The organism is Kosakonia sp. SMBL-WEM22 (assembly GCF_014490785.1).
Classification (GTDB): Bacteria; Pseudomonadota; Gammaproteobacteria; order Enterobacterales; family Enterobacteriaceae; genus Kosakonia.
On record NZ_CP051488.1, the window covers coordinates 4,500,860 to 4,515,876 of the forward strand.

At 50.4% G+C, this 15,017-nt stretch carries 31 protein-coding genes; 1 reads left to right on the plus strand and 30 read right to left on the minus strand.

Translation table 11 applies throughout. The annotated features are described in order from the left end of the window. Positions 1 to 114: 114 nt before the first annotated feature. Complete coding sequence (mscL, locus tag HF650_RS21605; protein ID WP_094422322.1) at positions 115 to 528, plus strand: large-conductance mechanosensitive channel protein MscL; 414 nt, start codon at positions 115 to 117, stop codon at positions 526 to 528. Here the strand turns inward: mscL and HF650_RS21610 are convergent. The 30 genes from HF650_RS21610 to rplC form a co-directional block, all read right to left on the minus strand. Further along, entirely contained in the window at positions 482 to 733 is a 252-nt protein-coding gene (locus HF650_RS21610) for a ribosome alternative rescue factor ArfA (protein WP_187800308.1), read from the minus strand. The two genes, mscL and HF650_RS21610, sit on opposite strands and share 47 nt — an antisense overlap. Positions 734 to 790: 57 nt before the next feature. Next, positions 791 to 1,213, minus strand: a complete 423-nt coding sequence (gene zntR / locus HF650_RS21615) for a Zn(2+)-responsive transcriptional regulator (RefSeq protein ID WP_187800309.1) — start codon at positions 1,211 to 1,213, stop codon at positions 791 to 793. A gap of 2 nt (positions 1,214 to 1,215) precedes the next feature. Further along, the gene (locus HF650_RS21620) at positions 1,216 to 1,584 is read right to left on the minus strand and encodes a DUF1992 domain-containing protein (RefSeq protein WP_187800310.1); all 369 of its coding nucleotides are present in this window, start codon (positions 1,582 to 1,584) and stop codon (positions 1,216 to 1,218) included. A gap of 105 nt (positions 1,585 to 1,689) precedes the next feature. Beyond that, positions 1,690 to 2,076, minus strand: a complete 387-nt coding sequence (rplQ, locus tag HF650_RS21625) for a 50S ribosomal protein L17 (RefSeq protein ID WP_023479432.1) — start codon at positions 2,074 to 2,076, stop codon at positions 1,690 to 1,692. Between the two features lie 40 nt (positions 2,077 to 2,116). Beyond that, positions 2,117 to 3,106, minus strand: coding sequence for a DNA-directed RNA polymerase subunit alpha (gene rpoA, locus HF650_RS21630; protein ID WP_023479415.1), 990 nt, complete (start codon positions 3,104 to 3,106; stop codon positions 2,117 to 2,119). 25 nt (positions 3,107 to 3,131) lie between these two features. Next, entirely contained in the window at positions 3,132 to 3,752 is a 621-nt protein-coding gene (rpsD, locus tag HF650_RS21635; protein ID WP_000135224.1) for a 30S ribosomal protein S4, read from the minus strand. A 32-nt stretch (positions 3,753 to 3,784) separates the two neighbouring features. Then, positions 3,785 to 4,174: a 30S ribosomal protein S11 gene (gene rpsK, locus HF650_RS21640; RefSeq protein WP_002919257.1), complete on the minus strand. Its 390-nt coding sequence runs from the start codon at positions 4,172 to 4,174 to the stop codon at positions 3,785 to 3,787. Between the two features lie 16 nt (positions 4,175 to 4,190). Beyond that, on the minus strand, positions 4,191 to 4,547 hold the full coding sequence (gene rpsM / locus HF650_RS21645) for a 30S ribosomal protein S13 (protein WP_023479435.1): 357 nt from the start codon (positions 4,545 to 4,547) through the stop codon (positions 4,191 to 4,193). A 146-nt stretch (positions 4,548 to 4,693) separates the two neighbouring features. Beyond that, entirely contained in the window at positions 4,694 to 4,810 is a 117-nt protein-coding gene (rpmJ, locus tag HF650_RS21650; protein WP_000868187.1) for a 50S ribosomal protein L36, read from the minus strand. A 30-nt stretch (positions 4,811 to 4,840) separates the two neighbouring features. Then, positions 4,841 to 6,172: a preprotein translocase subunit SecY gene (secY, locus tag HF650_RS21655; protein ID WP_007369823.1), complete on the minus strand. Its 1,332-nt coding sequence runs from the start codon at positions 6,170 to 6,172 to the stop codon at positions 4,841 to 4,843. Positions 6,173 to 6,179: 7 nt separating this feature from the next. Continuing rightward, positions 6,180 to 6,614 carry a 50S ribosomal protein L15 gene (gene rplO / locus HF650_RS21660; RefSeq protein ID WP_187800311.1) on the minus strand — a complete coding sequence of 145 codons (435 nt, stop codon included), beginning with the start codon at positions 6,612 to 6,614 and terminating at the stop codon, positions 6,180 to 6,182. Between the two features lie 3 nt (positions 6,615 to 6,617). Continuing rightward, the gene (gene rpmD, locus HF650_RS21665) at positions 6,618 to 6,797 is read right to left on the minus strand and encodes a 50S ribosomal protein L30 (RefSeq protein WP_001140434.1); all 180 of its coding nucleotides are present in this window, start codon (positions 6,795 to 6,797) and stop codon (positions 6,618 to 6,620) included. 6 nt (positions 6,798 to 6,803) lie between these two features. Next, the gene (rpsE, locus tag HF650_RS21670; RefSeq protein ID WP_007369821.1) at positions 6,804 to 7,304 is read right to left on the minus strand and encodes a 30S ribosomal protein S5; all 501 of its coding nucleotides are present in this window, start codon (positions 7,302 to 7,304) and stop codon (positions 6,804 to 6,806) included. Positions 7,305 to 7,318: 14 nt separating this feature from the next. Next, entirely contained in the window at positions 7,319 to 7,672 is a 354-nt protein-coding gene (gene rplR, locus HF650_RS21675; protein ID WP_017460073.1) for a 50S ribosomal protein L18, read from the minus strand. A gap of 9 nt (positions 7,673 to 7,681) precedes the next feature. Further along, positions 7,682 to 8,215, minus strand: coding sequence for a 50S ribosomal protein L6 (gene rplF, locus HF650_RS21680; RefSeq protein WP_187800312.1), 534 nt, complete (start codon positions 8,213 to 8,215; stop codon positions 7,682 to 7,684). 12 nt (positions 8,216 to 8,227) lie between these two features. Next, positions 8,228 to 8,620 carry a 30S ribosomal protein S8 gene (gene rpsH, locus HF650_RS21685; protein ID WP_023479407.1) on the minus strand — a complete coding sequence of 131 codons (393 nt, stop codon included), beginning with the start codon at positions 8,618 to 8,620 and terminating at the stop codon, positions 8,228 to 8,230. 33 nt (positions 8,621 to 8,653) lie between these two features. Next, on the minus strand, positions 8,654 to 8,959 hold the full coding sequence (gene rpsN, locus HF650_RS21690) for a 30S ribosomal protein S14 (protein ID WP_007369817.1): 306 nt from the start codon (positions 8,957 to 8,959) through the stop codon (positions 8,654 to 8,656). Between the two features lie 14 nt (positions 8,960 to 8,973). Further along, on the minus strand, positions 8,974 to 9,513 hold the full coding sequence (gene rplE / locus HF650_RS21695) for a 50S ribosomal protein L5 (protein WP_023479410.1): 540 nt from the start codon (positions 9,511 to 9,513) through the stop codon (positions 8,974 to 8,976). Between the two features lie 14 nt (positions 9,514 to 9,527). Continuing rightward, the gene (gene rplX, locus HF650_RS21700; protein ID WP_016538464.1) at positions 9,528 to 9,842 is read right to left on the minus strand and encodes a 50S ribosomal protein L24; all 315 of its coding nucleotides are present in this window, start codon (positions 9,840 to 9,842) and stop codon (positions 9,528 to 9,530) included. Positions 9,843 to 9,852: 10 nt separating this feature from the next. Next, on the minus strand, positions 9,853 to 10,224 hold the full coding sequence (gene rplN / locus HF650_RS21705; RefSeq protein WP_023479426.1) for a 50S ribosomal protein L14: 372 nt from the start codon (positions 10,222 to 10,224) through the stop codon (positions 9,853 to 9,855). A gap of 165 nt (positions 10,225 to 10,389) precedes the next feature. After that, positions 10,390 to 10,644, minus strand: coding sequence for a 30S ribosomal protein S17 (gene rpsQ / locus HF650_RS21710; protein ID WP_017460070.1), 255 nt, complete (start codon positions 10,642 to 10,644; stop codon positions 10,390 to 10,392). Further along, the gene (gene rpmC / locus HF650_RS21715) at positions 10,644 to 10,835 is read right to left on the minus strand and encodes a 50S ribosomal protein L29 (protein WP_004388609.1); all 192 of its coding nucleotides are present in this window, start codon (positions 10,833 to 10,835) and stop codon (positions 10,644 to 10,646) included. Before rpmC ends, rpsQ begins: the two co-directional genes overlap by 1 nt. Beyond that, positions 10,835 to 11,245 carry a 50S ribosomal protein L16 gene (rplP, locus tag HF650_RS21720; RefSeq protein WP_007369814.1) on the minus strand — a complete coding sequence of 137 codons (411 nt, stop codon included), beginning with the start codon at positions 11,243 to 11,245 and terminating at the stop codon, positions 10,835 to 10,837. The genes rpmC and rplP overlap by 1 nt, the downstream gene beginning before the upstream one ends. Positions 11,246 to 11,257: 12 nt before the next feature. Next, positions 11,258 to 11,959, minus strand: coding sequence for a 30S ribosomal protein S3 (gene rpsC, locus HF650_RS21725; RefSeq protein WP_000529945.1), 702 nt, complete (start codon positions 11,957 to 11,959; stop codon positions 11,258 to 11,260). Positions 11,960 to 11,976: 17 nt separating this feature from the next. After that, a complete protein-coding gene (rplV, locus tag HF650_RS21730) occupies positions 11,977 to 12,309 on the minus strand; it encodes a 50S ribosomal protein L22 (protein WP_002919773.1) in 333 nt (110 codons plus the stop codon). A 14-nt stretch (positions 12,310 to 12,323) separates the two neighbouring features. After that, positions 12,324 to 12,602, minus strand: coding sequence for a 30S ribosomal protein S19 (gene rpsS / locus HF650_RS21735; protein ID WP_001138115.1), 279 nt, complete (start codon positions 12,600 to 12,602; stop codon positions 12,324 to 12,326). A gap of 16 nt (positions 12,603 to 12,618) precedes the next feature. Beyond that, a complete protein-coding gene (rplB, locus tag HF650_RS21740) occupies positions 12,619 to 13,440 on the minus strand; it encodes a 50S ribosomal protein L2 (protein WP_000301859.1) in 822 nt (273 codons plus the stop codon). A 17-nt stretch (positions 13,441 to 13,457) separates the two neighbouring features. Next, complete coding sequence (rplW, locus tag HF650_RS21745; RefSeq protein ID WP_000617546.1) at positions 13,458 to 13,760, minus strand: 50S ribosomal protein L23; 303 nt, start codon at positions 13,758 to 13,760, stop codon at positions 13,458 to 13,460. Beyond that, a complete protein-coding gene (gene rplD, locus HF650_RS21750; protein WP_023479434.1) occupies positions 13,757 to 14,362 on the minus strand; it encodes a 50S ribosomal protein L4 in 606 nt (201 codons plus the stop codon). Before rplD ends, rplW begins: the two co-directional genes overlap by 4 nt. A gap of 10 nt (positions 14,363 to 14,372) precedes the next feature. After that, entirely contained in the window at positions 14,373 to 15,002 is a 630-nt protein-coding gene (gene rplC / locus HF650_RS21755) for a 50S ribosomal protein L3 (protein WP_023479430.1), read from the minus strand. Between the last annotated feature and the right edge of the window lie 15 nt (positions 15,003 to 15,017).

Here is a 15,017-nt window from a genome sequence, read left to right on the forward strand (position 1 = left end):
CTTATTTCCACTTTATTGTAAGGGTCTAACAAGACTCGTTATTTTATTTACCTAAATGGAAATTGTTAGGTATGTTGTTAGACTTAGTGTGACGCAAAGCACATGGAGAAGATTATGAGTATGTTAAAAGAGTTTCGCGAATTCGCGATGCGTGGGAATGTTGTCGATTTGGCGGTCGGTGTGATTATCGGTGCTGCTTTCGGCAAAATAGTCTCTTCACTGGTAGCTGACATCATCATGCCACCGTTGGGATTGTTAATTGGCGGTATCGACTTTAAACAATTCGCGCTGACACTACGTGAAGCACAAGGTGATGTGCCTGCCGTTGTGATGCATTACGGCGTATTTATTCAGAACGTGTTTGATTTCATCATTGTCGCTTTTGCGATCTTCCTGGCAATCAAACTGATCAATAAGCTAAAACGCAAACAGGCTGAAGAGCCAAAAGCGCCACCGGCACCGAGCAAAGAAGAAGTCTTACTCAGCGAAATTCGCGACCTGCTGAAAGAACAGAACAGTCGCGTTTAAAAGTAAGAAGGCCAGTGGTAAATAAGCGGTTCGCTTGTTTGCCACTGGCCTCCTGAAATCCCCTTTTTGCATGTTTGTTTTTCCGCAGATAACTTCCTTTTCCTTTTTTATTCTTTTCAACACGCTGACGAAAAAGCGGGTCATGCAGAAGTGCCTCAATGGCGTTATCGTTTATCTGCCCTTTTGTATGTTGGTAGCGACTCATGTGTTTCTCCAATTGTGTAGTAAAACGGCCGAAGTGTAGACCTCACGATGAAGAAGATCAACTCTGGTTATTGGTAGAAGGACCCTGCTCAAGCGCTTCAAGAATAGAACAATAGACGCTGCTGTGGGCAGTGCCGCAACAGGCGTCGTTCAATTTCTGCAGCGAGCGCCGCATAGTCTGCATCTCTTCGATGCGCGCTTCCACTTCGCTCAGCCGTGCCTGTACGATACTCTTCGATTCCTGACAGGTATGATGCTCAGGATCGACCCGGATCGATAACAGTTCGCGGATCGACTCAAGCGTAAAACCAAGCTGCCGGGCATGGCGGATAAACTTAAGACGTTTAAGATCGTGATCGGTATAGAGACGAAACCCACCCTCGGTGCGCCCTCCATGATCCATCATCTGCTGTTTTTCGTAATACCGAATGGTATCTGGCGTAACGTCAGCCAATTTCGCGATTTCACCAATACGATACATGATTACTCCGGGTTAACTTTGTGCTGCAGTTTAGCCGCATATTCTCCGCGCAGAAAATCAGTACTTACGCCCGCCTGGCGCAATTTAAGCTCCAGTAACGCAAGACGACGGTTAAGCTCGTGGCGTTGATGATCATCTTTTTCAACAGTGCCAAGCAGATCGACAAGCTCGACTGCCTCTTTGCGCATTTCGAGTTCAGGCGGAAGATAACCAGCGTTCTTTAATAATCTATATCCGGCGCGTAGATCCTGAGGAACATGGGAATCGTCATCCAGTGTTAGTGGCTCACCGCTACCCGCAAGATTATCGAATTCGCCTTTTTGCTGGGCATCAATGATATGCCGTTCCGCCCACTGATCGAGTAGCCACATGATGGCCTCCGGGTTTGAACTTAAGAACAGACTCAGTGTAGAAGGGTGGAGGTAGAGTAGAAATAAAAAAACCCGCCGAGGCGGGTTTTTTTACGTTACTACAGATTACTCTGCAGCAGCTTCTGCTTTCGATTCAGCGCGATCAACCAGCTCGATGTAAGCCATCGGAGCGTTGTCGCCTGCACGGAAGCCACACTTAAGAATACGAGTGTAACCACCGGCACGGCTCGCAAAACGCGGGCCCAGTTCGTTAAACAGTTTTGCCACGATCTCGTTATCACGAGTGCGGGCGAATGCCAGACGACGATTAGCAACGCTGTCAGTCTTAGCAAGTGTAATCAGCGGCTCAACTACGCGACGCAGCTCTTTCGCTTTCGGCAGGGTCGTCTTGATGATCTCATGACGAACCAGAGAGCCTGCCATGTTACGGAACATGGCCTGGCGATGGCTGCTGTTGCGGTTCAGTTGACGACCACTCTTACGATGGCGCATGACCTTATCCTTCTCAGTAAAACCTTAACCTGTGATCCGGTTACTCGTCAGCAATGCTTGCCGGCGGCCAGTTTTCCAGGCGCATGCCCAGAGACAGACCACGGGAGGCCAGCACGTCTTTAATCTCAGTAAGAGATTTTTTACCCAGGTTCGGCGTTTTCAGCAACTCAACCTCGGTACGCTGTACCAGATCACCGATATAGTGGATAGCTTCTGCCTTAAGGCAGTTAGCAGAGCGGACAGTCAATTCCAGATCGTCAACAGGGCGCAGCAGAATCGGATCGAACTCTGGTTTCTCTTCTTTAACTTCCGGCTGACGTACATCACGTAAGTCAACGAAAGCTTCAAGTTGTTCTGCCAGAATGGTTGCCGCACGACGAATCGCCTCTTCAGGATCGATTGTGCCATTGGTTTCCATTTCGATGACCAGCTTGTCCAGGTCGGTACGCTGTTCCACACGTGCCGCTTCAACATTGTAGGCAATTCGCTCTACAGGGCTGTAGCACGCATCAACCAGCAGACGGCCGATCGGGCGCTCATCTTCTTCCGAATGAATTCGGGCAGACGCCGGCACGTAACCACGACCGCGCTGAACTTTGATACGCATATTGATAGATGCGTTCTCATCGGTCAGGTGGCAGATCACATGCTGCGGCTTGACGATTTCGACATCACCGTCGTGGGTAATGTCGGCTGCGGTCACAGGGCCAATGCCAGATTTACTCAGAGTAAGAATAACTTCATCTTTACCCTGAACTCTCACCGCCAGCCCTTTCAGGTTGAGCAGGATTTCAAGGATATCTTCCTGAACGCCTTCTTTGGTGCTGTACTCATGAAGTACACCATCAATCTCAACCTCAGTCACCGCGCAACCCGGCATCGATGAGAGCAGAATACGGCGCAGTGCGTTACCCAGAGTATGGCCAAAGCCACGCTCTAAAGGCTCAAGGGTCACCTTGGCGTGCGTCGAACTCACTTGCTCGATATCTACCAGGCGCGGTTTTAGAAACTCTGTCACAGAACCCTGCATTGTGTCCTCTCTTTGGTACTAAGCTTTACTTGGAGTAAAGCTCGACGATCAGGTGTTCGTTAATGTCCGCAGACAGATCAGAACGCTCCGGCTTACGCTTGAACGTGCCTTCCATCTTGCCAGCATCAACTTCCAGCCAGGTTGGCTTTTCACGCTGCTCAGCCAGCTCCAGAGCGGCTTTCACGCGAGACTGCTTTTTCGCTTTCTCACGAATGCTAACAACGTCATTCGGACTAACCTGATAAGAAGCGATGTTAACAACACGACCGTTTACCATGATTGCTTTATGGCTAACCAGCTGACGTGCTTCTGCACGAGTGGCGCCGAAGCCCATACGGTATACAACGTTGTCCAGACGACCTTCCAGCAGAGCTAACAGGTTTTCACCGGTGTTGCCTTTCAGACGTGCTGCTTCTTTATAATAGTTACGGAACTGACGCTCCAGCACACCGTAGATACGGCGAACTTTTTGCTTTTCACGCAACTGCACACCATAGTCAGACAGACGCGGTTTACGCGCACCGTGCTGGCCAGGAGCTTGTTCAATTTTACACTTGGTATCGATCGCGCGAACGCCAGACTTAAGGAACAGGTCTGTGCCCTCACGACGGCTCAGCTTGAGCTTAGGACCCAAATATCTTGCCATTTTCTTTCTCCAACAATCCTAGAAAACGAGCGTTATACGCGACGTTTTTTCGGCGGACGACAACCGTTGTGAGGGATCGGAGTCACATCAGTAATATTAGTGATGCGGAAACCAGCGGCGTTCAGAGCACGAATAGTAGATTCGCGACCCGGACCCGGTCCCTTAACCATAACTTCCAGATTCTTGATACCGTATTCTTTTACGGCTTCAGCGCAACGCTCTGCTGCAACCTGAGCTGCGAACGGAGTGGATTTGCGAGAACCACGGAAACCGGAACCACCGGCTGTTGCCCAACCCAGTGCGTTACCCTGACGATCAGTAATAGTAACGATGGTGTTGTTGAAAGAAGCATGGATATGAGCCACGCCGTCAGAGACTTGTTTTCTTACACGTTTACGTGCACGAATTGGTGCCTTTGCCATTATTCAATCACCCCGATTATTTCTTGATCGGTTTGCGCGGACCCTTACGGGTACGTGCGTTGGTCTTGGTACGCTGACCGCGAACCGGGAGACCACGACGATGACGCAAACCGCGGTAGCAACCAAGATCCATCAGGCGCTTGATGCTCATGCTAACTTCACGGCGCAGATCACCTTCAACGACAAATTTGGCAACTTCGTCACGCAGCGTGTCGATTTGTTCTTCAGACAGCTCACTGATCTTAACATTCTCAGCGATGCCCGCAGCAGCCAGAATGGCTTGAGAGCGGGTTTTGCCGACACCATAGATCGAAGTTAATGCGATCACGGCATGTTTTTGATCAGGAATGTTAATGCCTGCTATACGGGCCACTATGCACTCCTATAATTTAATTTGCACGCCCCATGCTGAAAAGCCCGTTTTCAGGATACTCAAATGGAAACGTACAGACATACAAAAGATTGGCTGGCTAATCTAGCCAGCTCAACCCAACTTTGCAAGAAAAATATGCGAAATAATCAGCCTTGGCGCTGTTTATGCTTCGGCTCGGCACTGCAAATCACGCGGATGACGCCATCACGCTTAACGATTTTGCAGTTACGGCATAATTTCTTGACGGAAGCACGAACTTTCATTTTTACTCTCCGTAACTTCTCGAGCGACCTTTATCGACCGTAGCCTTTCAGGTTCGCCTTCTTCAATGCAGACTCGTACTGACTAGACATCATCAGAGTTTGCACTTGAGCCATAAAGTCCATAATCACGACAACAACGATAAGCAGTGAGGTCCCACCGAAGTAGAACGGTACTTTCATCGCATCACGCATGAACTCCGGGATCAGGCAGATAAAAGTAATATAAAGCGCACCAACTAAAGTCAGGCGGGTCATTACTTTATCGATATACTTCGCCGTTTGTTCTCCCGGACGAATTCCTGGTACAAATGCACCGGACTTCTTCAGGTTATCCGCTGTTTCACGCGGGTTGAAAACCAACGCCGTGTAAAAGAAACAGAAGAAGATGATTGCAGACGCATAGAGTAACACATAAAGCGGTTGCCCAGGCTGCAAATACAGCGAAATTGTTGTCAGCCAGTTCCAACCAGTACCGCCCCCGAACCATGACGCGATGGTCGCCGGGAACAGAATAATACTGGAAGCGAAGATTGCCGGGATTACCCCCGCCATATTCACTTTCAGCGGTAAATGTGTGCTCTGAGCAGCATAGACACGACGACCTTGCTGACGTTTCGCGTAGTTCACCACAATGCGGCGTTGACCACGTTCAACGAAGACAACAAAGAACGTCACTGCGAATACTAATACTGCAACCAACAGCAACAGGAGGAAGTGCAGGTCGCCTTGACGCGCTTGCTCAATAGTATGGGCAATGGCTGGCGGTAAACCCGCCACGATGCCGGCGAAGATAATGATCGAGATACCGTTACCGATACCACGTTCAGTAATCTGTTCGCCGAGCCACATCAGGAACATAGTCCCTGTGACCAGACTTACAACAGCGGTGAAGTAGAATGCAAAGCCTGGATTCATTACCAGGCCTTGCATACCAGGCATATTCGGTAAACCGGTAGCAATACCGATTGACTGAAATATTGCCAACACCAGAGTACCGTAACGGGTGTACTGGCTAATCTTACGACGACCAGACTCCCCTTCTTTCTTAAGCTCTGCCAGGGCCGGATGAACGACCGTCAGCAGCTGGATAATAATTGATGCCGAAATATACGGCATGATACCCAGTGCAAAGATAGAAGCACGGCTGAGAGCACCACCAGAGAACATGTTGAACATTTCAATGATGGTGCCACGCTGTTGCTCAAGCAGTTTGGCAAGTACAGCGGCATCAATACCAGGGATCGGAATAAAAGAGCCAATACGGAACACAATCAACGCACCGATAACAAACAGCAGTCTGCGTTTCAGTTCGCCAATTCCACCCTTGGCACTTTGAAAATCTAATCCCGGTTGCTTAGCCATCTGCTACTTATTCCTCAATTTTACCGCCAGCAGCTTCGATAGCAGCACGAGCGCCTTTAGTCACACGCAGGCCACGAACAGTTACCGGACGAGAAACTTCACCAGACAGGATCACTTTCGCGAACTCAATCTGGATGCCGATAATGTTAGCCGCTTTCAGCGTGTTCAGGTCTACTACGTCGCCTTCTACTTTAGCCAGATCGGACAGACGAATCTCTGCCGTAATCATTGCTTTACGTGAAGTGAAACCGAATTTCGGCAGACGACGGTACAGAGGCATCTGACCACCCTCGAAACCGCGACGTACGCCACCGCCAGAACGAGACTTCTGACCTTTGTGACCACGACCACCGGTTTTACCGAGGCCAGAACCGATACCACGACCCAGGCGTTTACCCGCCTTTTTGGAGCCTTCGGCCGGAGACAGAGTATTTAAACGCATCTCTTACTCCTCAACTTTAACCATGAAGGAAACCGCGTTGACCATACCGCGAACCGCAGGAGTATCCTCGCGTTCTACAGTGTGGCCAATACGACGCAGACCCAGGCCAAGCAGCGTTGCCTTGTGTTTCGGCAGACGACCGATTGCACTGCGGGTTTGAGTGATTTTAATAGTCTTTGCCATGGTCAATTACCCCAGAATTTCTTCAACGGATTTACCACGCTTGGCAGCGACCATTTCTGGAGACTTCATATTTTCCAAGCCATCAATAGTTGCACGAACCACGTTGATCGGGTTGGTGGAACCATATGCTTTAGCCAGAACGTTATGAACCCCAGCGACTTCCAGAACGGCGCGCATTGCACCACCGGCGATAATACCGGTACCTTCGGAAGCCGGCTGCATGAAGACACGAGAACCCGTGTGAGTACCCTTAACCGGGTGCTGCAGGGTGCCGTGGTTCAGCGCGACGTTAATCATATTGCGACGGGCTTTTTCCATCGCTTTCTGGATCGCTGCCGGAACTTCACGCGCTTTACCGTAACCAAAACCAACGCGACCGTTACCATCGCCAACAACAGTCAGAGCTGTGAAGGAGAAAATACGACCACCTTTAACGGTTTTAGATACGCGGTTAACCGCGATCAGCTTTTCCTGCAGTTCGCCAGCCTGTTTTTCGATGTGAGCCATCTTACACCTCTACCTTAGAACTGAAGGCCAGCTTCACGAGCAGCATCTGCCAGTGCCTGGACGCGACCATGATATTGGAACCCGGAACGGTCAAAAGACACATCTTTGATGCCTTTTTCCAGAGCGCGTTCAGCAACAGCTTTACCTACAGCTGCAGCGGCGTCTTTGTTACCGGTGTACTTCAGTTGTTCAGAGATAGCTTTTTCTACAGTAGAAGCAGCTACCAGAACTTCAGAACCATTCGATGCGATTACCTGGGCGTAAATATGACGCGGGGTACGATGTACCACCAGGCGGGTCGCACCAAGCTCTTTGAGCTTGCGGCGTGCGCGGGTCGCACGACGGATACGAGCAGATTTCTTATCCATAGTGTTACCTTACTTCTTCTTAGCCTCTTTGGTACGCACGACTTCGTCGGCGTAACGAACACCCTTGCCTTTATAAGGCTCAGGACGACGGTAGGCGCGCAGATCAGCTGCAACCTGGCCGATCACCTGCTTATCAGCGCCTTTCAGCACGATTTCAGTTTGAGTCGGACATTCAGCAGTGATACCCGCCGGCAGCTGATGGTCAACAGGATGTGAGAAACCCAGAGACAGGTTTACAACATTGCCTTTAACCGCTGCACGATAACCTACACCAACCAGCTGCAGCTTCTTAGTGAAGCCTTCGGTAACACCGATAACCATTGAGTTCAGCAGGGCACGCGCGGTACCAGCCTGAGCCCAACCATCCACGTAACCATCACGCGGACCGAAGGTCAGGGCATTGTCTGCCTGGTTAACTTCAACAGCATCGTTCAGGGTACGAGTCAGCTCGCCGTTTTTACCTTTGATCGTGATAACCTGACCGTTGATTTTTACATCAACGCCGGCAGGAATGACGACCGGTGCTTTAGCAACACGAGACATTCTTTCCTCCGATTAGGCTACGTAGCAGATAATTTCGCCACCAAGACCAGCCTGGCGCGCTGCACGATCAGTCATAACACCTTTAGAGGTAGAAACAACTGCGATACCCAGACCACCCATAACTTTCGGCAGCTCATCTTTTCTTTTATAGATGCGCAGACCTGGGCGGCTGATACGCTGAATGCTTTCTACCACAGCTTTGCCCTGGAAGTACTTCAGAGTCACTTCCAGTTCCGGCTTGGTGTCGCCTTCAATTTTGAAATCTTCAATAAAACCTTCTTCCTTCAGCACGTTGGCAATTGCCACTTTCAGCCTGGAGGAAGGCATGGTGACCGCAGCTTTGTTCGCGGTCTGACCGTTACGGATACGGGTCAGCATATCCGCGATCGGATCTTGCATGCTCATCTGTCTTTACTCCCGTGATTCAATTGGTGACAATTACCAGCTAGCCTTTTTCAGACCCGGGATTTCACCGCGCATTGCGGATTCACGGACCTTAATACGGCTCAACCCGAACTTCCGCAGGAAACCATGCGGACGACCAGTTTGGCGGCAGCGGTTACGCTGACGAGACGGGCTGGAATCACGCGGCAGACTCTGCAGCTTGAGAACAGCGTTCCAACGATCTTCGTCGGAAGCGTTCACATCAGAAATGATCGCTTTCAGTTCAGCGCGTTTCGCGAAGTATTTTTCAGCTAAAGCTACGCGTTTAACTTCGCGTGCTTTCATAGATTGCTTAGCCATGAAGTAACCCTACCTTACTTGCGGAACGGGAAGTCAAAGGCAGCCAGCAGAGCACGGCCTTCTTCGTCAGATTTCGCAGTAGTGGTAATGGTAATATCCAAACCACGCACGCGATCGACTTTGTCGTAGTCGATTTCTGGGAAGATGATCTGCTCACGGACACCCATGCTGTAGTTACCACGACCGTCGAACGACTTAGCGGACAGGCCGCGGAAGTCACGGATACGAGGTACAGCAATAGTGATCAGGCGCTCAAAGAACTCCCACATGCGTTCGCCACGCAGAGTCACTTTACAGCCGATCGGATAGCCCTGACGGATTTTGAAGCCCGCAACAGATTTGCGCGCTTTGGTGATCAACGGTTTTTGACCGGAGATTGCTGCCAGGTCAGCTGCTGCGTTATCCAGCAGTTTCTTGTCAGCGATCGCTTCACCAACACCCATATTCAGGGTGATCTTCTCGACCCGAGGGACTTGCATGACAGAATTGTAGCTAAACTCAGTCATGAGTTTGTTAACTACTTCGTCTTTGTAGTAATCATGCAGTTTCGCCATCGTACTACTCCAAATTACTTGATAGTTTCGCTGTTAGATTTAAAGAAACGGACTTTTTTGCCGTCTTCGAATCTAAAGCCTACACGGTCAGCCTTGCCGGTTGCCGCATTGAAGAGTGCAACGTTAGAAACCTGAATTGCAGCTTCTTTTTCAACGATGCCACCTGGTTGGTTCAGGGCCGGAACCGGCTTCTGATGTTTCTTAACCAGGTTGATACCTTCAACAATGATCTTGCCGGAAGACAGAACATTTTTTACTTTACCGCGTTTACCTTTATCTTTACCGGTTAACACGATAACTTCGTCATCACGACGGATTTTCGCTGCCATGACTCGCTCCTTAAAGTACTTCTGGTGCCAGAGAGATAATTTTCATGAACTTCTCAGAACGAAGTTCACGAGTTACCGGCCCAAAAATACGCGTACCGATAGGTTGCTCGCTGTTATTGTTTAAAATAACGCATGCATTACCATCGAAGCGAATGACAGAACCGTCCGGGCGACGAACACCCTTCTTGGTGCGCACCACTACCGCCTTCAGCACATCACCTTTTTTGACCTTACCACGCGGAATTGCTTCCTTGATGGTGATCTTGATGATGTCGCCTACGCCTGCGTAGCGACGGTGCGAGCCACCCAGAACCTTGATACACATTACGCGACGTGCACCGGAGTTGTCGGCGACGTTCAGCATAGTCTGTTCTTGGATCATTTTAGTGCTCCGCTAATGTCAACTACTACTGAAGACCCCAAAATCAGGGTCGATAAAAAGCCCCATATCGAGGGCGCGGCATTATAACACCACTTCTGTGATATGGGTAGAAAAAATAAACGGCTCATTTCTGAGCCGTTTATTCGTTAGAGAACGCGTACTCTATTACAGAATCGCTTTCTCTACAACGCGAACCAGCGTCCAGGACTTAGTCTTGGACAGCGGACGGCATTCGCGGATTTCAACCACGTCGCCGGTACCGCATTCGTTGTTCTCGTCGTGTACGTGCAGTTTGGTCGTACGTTTGATGAATTTACCGTAGATCGGGTGTTTCACAAAACGTTCGATAGCTACAACAATGGATTTCTCCATTTTGTCGCTAACAACACGACCTTGCAGAGTACGGATTTTATCGGTCATTACGCACCCGCCTTCTCAGTCAGTAAAGTCTTAACGCGTGCGACATCACGACGCACTTGCTTCAACAGGTGAGTCTGTTGCAGCTGGCCACTCGCAGCCTGCATACGCAGGTTGAACTGCTCGCGCAGCAGGTTAAGCAGCTCGGTGTTCAGCTCTTCAACGCTCTTTTCACGCAGCTCTTTTGCTTTCATTACATCACCGTCTTAGTTACAAAGGTGGTTTTAATCGGCAGTTTTGCTGCTGCCAGCTCGAAGGCTTCACGGGCCAGCTCTTCCGGAACACCGTCCATTTCGTACAGGACTTTACCCGGCTGAATCAAGGCAACCCAATACTCCACGTTACCTTTACCTTTACCCATACGAACTTCCAGCGGCTTCTCGGTGATCGGCTTGTCCGGGAATACACGGATCCAGATCTTACCCTGACGCTTAACAGCACGAGTCATAGCACGACGTGCTGCTTCGATTTGACGAGCGGTCAGACGACCACGGCCAACAGCTTTCAGACCGTAAGTGCCGAAGCTCACATCCGTGCCCTGCGCGAGACCACGGTTGCGGCCTTTGTGCACTTTACGGAATTTTGTACGCTTTGGTTGTAACATCAGCGACGCTCCTTATTTACGGCCTTTACGCTGCTGCTTTTTAGGTTGAGCAGCCGGTTTTTCCGGTTGTTCAACTGCAGCCATACCACCAAGGATCTCACCTTTGAAGATCCACACTTTAACGCCGATTACACCGTAAGTGGTGTGCGCTTCGGAGGTGTTGTAGTCAATGTCAGCGCGCAGTGTGTGCAGCGGAACGCGACCTTCACGGTACCATTCGGTACGTGCGATCTCAGCGCCACCCAGACGGCCACTAACTTCAACTTTGATACCTTTAGCGCCCAGACGCATGGCGTTCTGTACAGCACGCTTCATAGCACGACGGAACATAACGCGACGTTCCAGCTGAGAAGTGATGCTGTCAGCAACCAGTTTTGCGTCCAGTTCAGGCTTACGAACTTCGGCGATATTGATCTGAGCAGGAACGCCAGCGATATCCGCTACGACCTTGCGCAGTTTCTCAACGTCTTCACCTTTTTTACCGATAACGATACCCGGGCGAGCAGTGTGAATAGTCACACGGATGCTTTTAGCCGGACGCTCGATAACGATACGAGATACAGACGCTTTAGCCAGTTCCTTCGTCAGGTACTGACGTACTTTAAAATCGCTGTCCAGGTTGTCAGCGAATTCTTTGGTGTTCGCAAACCAGGTAGAGTTCCATGGTTTTACAATACCCAGGCGAATACCATTAGGATGTACTTTCTGACCCATTGCTAGTCTCCAGAGTCTCAGCGATCGGACACAACCACAGTGATGTGGCTGGTGCGCTTCAGGATGCGATCTGCACGACCTTTCGCACGCGGCATAATGCGCTTCATGCTCGGGCCTTCGTCTACGAAAATTTTCGCAACTTTCAGATCGTCAATGTCAGCGCCATCGTTGTGTTCAGCGTTAGCAATGGCAGATTCCAGAACCTTCTTGACCAGTACAGCCGCTTTCTTGTTGGTGTAGGTCAGAATATCCAGAGCCTGCGACACTTTCTTACCGCGAATCAGGTCAGCAACAAGGCGAACCTTCTGAGCAGAAGAACGAGCATGGCGATGTTGAGCTAAAGTTTCCATCTCTTCCTCCTACCTTATTTCTTCTTCGCTTTTTTATCAGCAGCATGGCCGCGATAAGTACGAGTCGGTGCGAATTCACCCAGTTTGTGACCGACCATTTCGTCGGAAACAAATACCGGAACGTGCTGACGACCATTATGGACAGCGATGGTCAAACCGATCATGTTAGGAAAGATCGTTGAACGACGGGACCAAGTGCGCAGGGGCTTCTTGTCTCCGCTTTCCACCGCTTTCTCTACCTTCTTCAGCAAGTGCAGGTCAATAAAAGGACCTTTCTTGAGAGAACGTGGCATGGCTTATCCTCTAAAATTATTTGCTACGGCGACGTACGATGAATTTATCAGTACGCTTGTTGCTGCGGGTCTTCTTACCTTTGGTCTGAACCCCCCACGGAGTTACCGGGTGCTTACCAAAGTTACGACCTTCACCACCACCATGTGGGTGGTCGACCGGGTTCATCGCAGTACCGCGAACGGTAGGACGAACACCACGCCAGCGTGCAGCACCTGCTTTACCCAGAACGCGCAGCATATGCTCAGCATTGCCAACTTCGCCCAGAGTTGCGCGGCAGTCTGCTTCTACTTTACGCATTTCACCAGAGCGCAGACGCAGGGTGACATAAGCACCATCGCGAGCAACGATCTGAACGTAAGTACCAGCGGAACGAGCCAGCTGACCGCCTTTACCTGGTTTCATTTCTACGTTATGAACGGTAGAACCAACCGGGATATTGCGCATCGGCAGGGTGTTACCTGCTTTGATTGCAGCATCAACGCCAGACTGAATCTGGTCGCCAGCTTTCAGGCCTTTCGGGGCCAGGATGTAACGGCGCTCGCCGTCTTTGTACAGAACCAGCGCGATGTTCGCGGAACGGTTCGGATCGTACTCAAGACGTTCAACAACTGCCGGGATACCATCTTTGTTGCGTTTAAAGTCAACAATACGGTAAGCCTGCTTGTGGCCACCACCGATATGACGAGTGGTGATACGGCCATTGTTGTTACGACCACCGGATTTGCTGTTTTTTTCCAGCAACGGAGCAAAAGGTTTGCCCTTGTGCAGCTCAGGGTTAACCACTTTAACTACGTGGCGACGACCCGGAGATGTCGGTTTACATTTAACAACTGCCATTGTATTACTCCTCCGACTTACTCAGCGCCGCCAACGAAGTCCAGATTCTGGCCTTCTTTAAGGGTGACGTAAGCTTTTTTCCAGTCGCTACGACGACCGATACGCTGTCCGTGACGTTTAACTTTCCCTTTAACTACCAGGGTGTTAACGACTTCGACTTCGACTTCAAACAGTTTCTGCACAGCAGCTTTGATCTCTGCTTTGGTCGCGTCTTTTGCAACTTTGAGAACGATGGTGTTGGTTTTTTCCATCGCAGTAGACGCTTTTTCAGAAACGTGCGGTGCGCGCAGCACCTTCAGCAGACGTTCTTCACGAATCATGCCAGCATCTCCTCAACTTGCTTAACAGCATCAGCAGTCATTACGACTTTGTCGAAGGCGATCAGGCTAACCGGGTCGATACCAGTCGCATCGCGTACGTCAACCTTGTGCAGGTTACGTGCGGCCAGGAACAGGTTCTCGTCCAGCTCACCGGTGATGATCAGCACATCTTCCAGAGCCATGTCTTTCAGTTTCTGAGCAAGCAGCTTAGTTTTCGGCGCTTCCAGAGAGAACTGCTCGACAACGATCAGACGATCCTGACGTACCAGTTCGGACAGAATGCTTTTCAGCGCGCCGCGGTACATCTTTTTGTTAACTTTTTGACTGTGGTCCTGCGGACGTGCAGCGAAGGTCACGCCACCAGAACGCCAGATCGGGCTCTTAACAGAACCTGAACGCGCACGGCCGGTGCCTTTCTGGCGCCACGGTTTTTTACCGGAACCAGTTACTTCAGCACGGGTCTTCTGAGCACGAGTACCCTGACGAGCACCAGCTGCATAAGCAACAACAACCTGGTGTACCAGCGCTTCGTTGAAGTCACGACCGAAGGTAGTTTCGGAAACAGTCAGCGCGCTCTGCGCGTCTTTCAATACTAATTCCATTGCTATCTCCTCACGCCTTCACAGCTGGTTTAACGATCAGGTCGCTACCGGTTGCACCCGGGACAGCACCTTTAACCAGCAGCAGGTTGCGCTCAGCGTCAACACGTACTACGTCCAGGCTCTGAACGGTTACACGCTCATTACCCAGCTGACCTGCCATTTTCTTGCCCTTGAACACTTTGCCCGGAGTCTGGTTCTGACCGATAGAACCCGGAACGCGGTGGGACAGGGAGTTACCGTGAGTAGCGTCCTGGGTACGGAAGTTCCAGCGCTTAACGGTACCTGCGAAACCTTTACCTTTAGAGGTGCCAGTTACGTCAACTTTTTTAACTTCAGCAAACAGCTCAACGCTAATATCCTGACCTACGGAGAACTCTTCACCGTCAGCCAGACGGAATTCCCACAGACCACGGCCAGCTTCTACGCCAGCTTTAGCGAAGTGACCCGCTTCCGGCTTGGTTACGCGGTTAGCTTTTTTAGCACCGGTGGTAACCTGGATAGCGCGGTAGCCGTCGTTAGCCAGATCTTTAACCTGAGTAACGCGGTTTGCTTCAACTTCGATTACGGTTACTGGGATAGAAACGCCATCTTCAGTGAAGATGCGGGTCATGCCCACTTTTTTACCGACTAAACCAATCATTGTTTCAACCTCTCA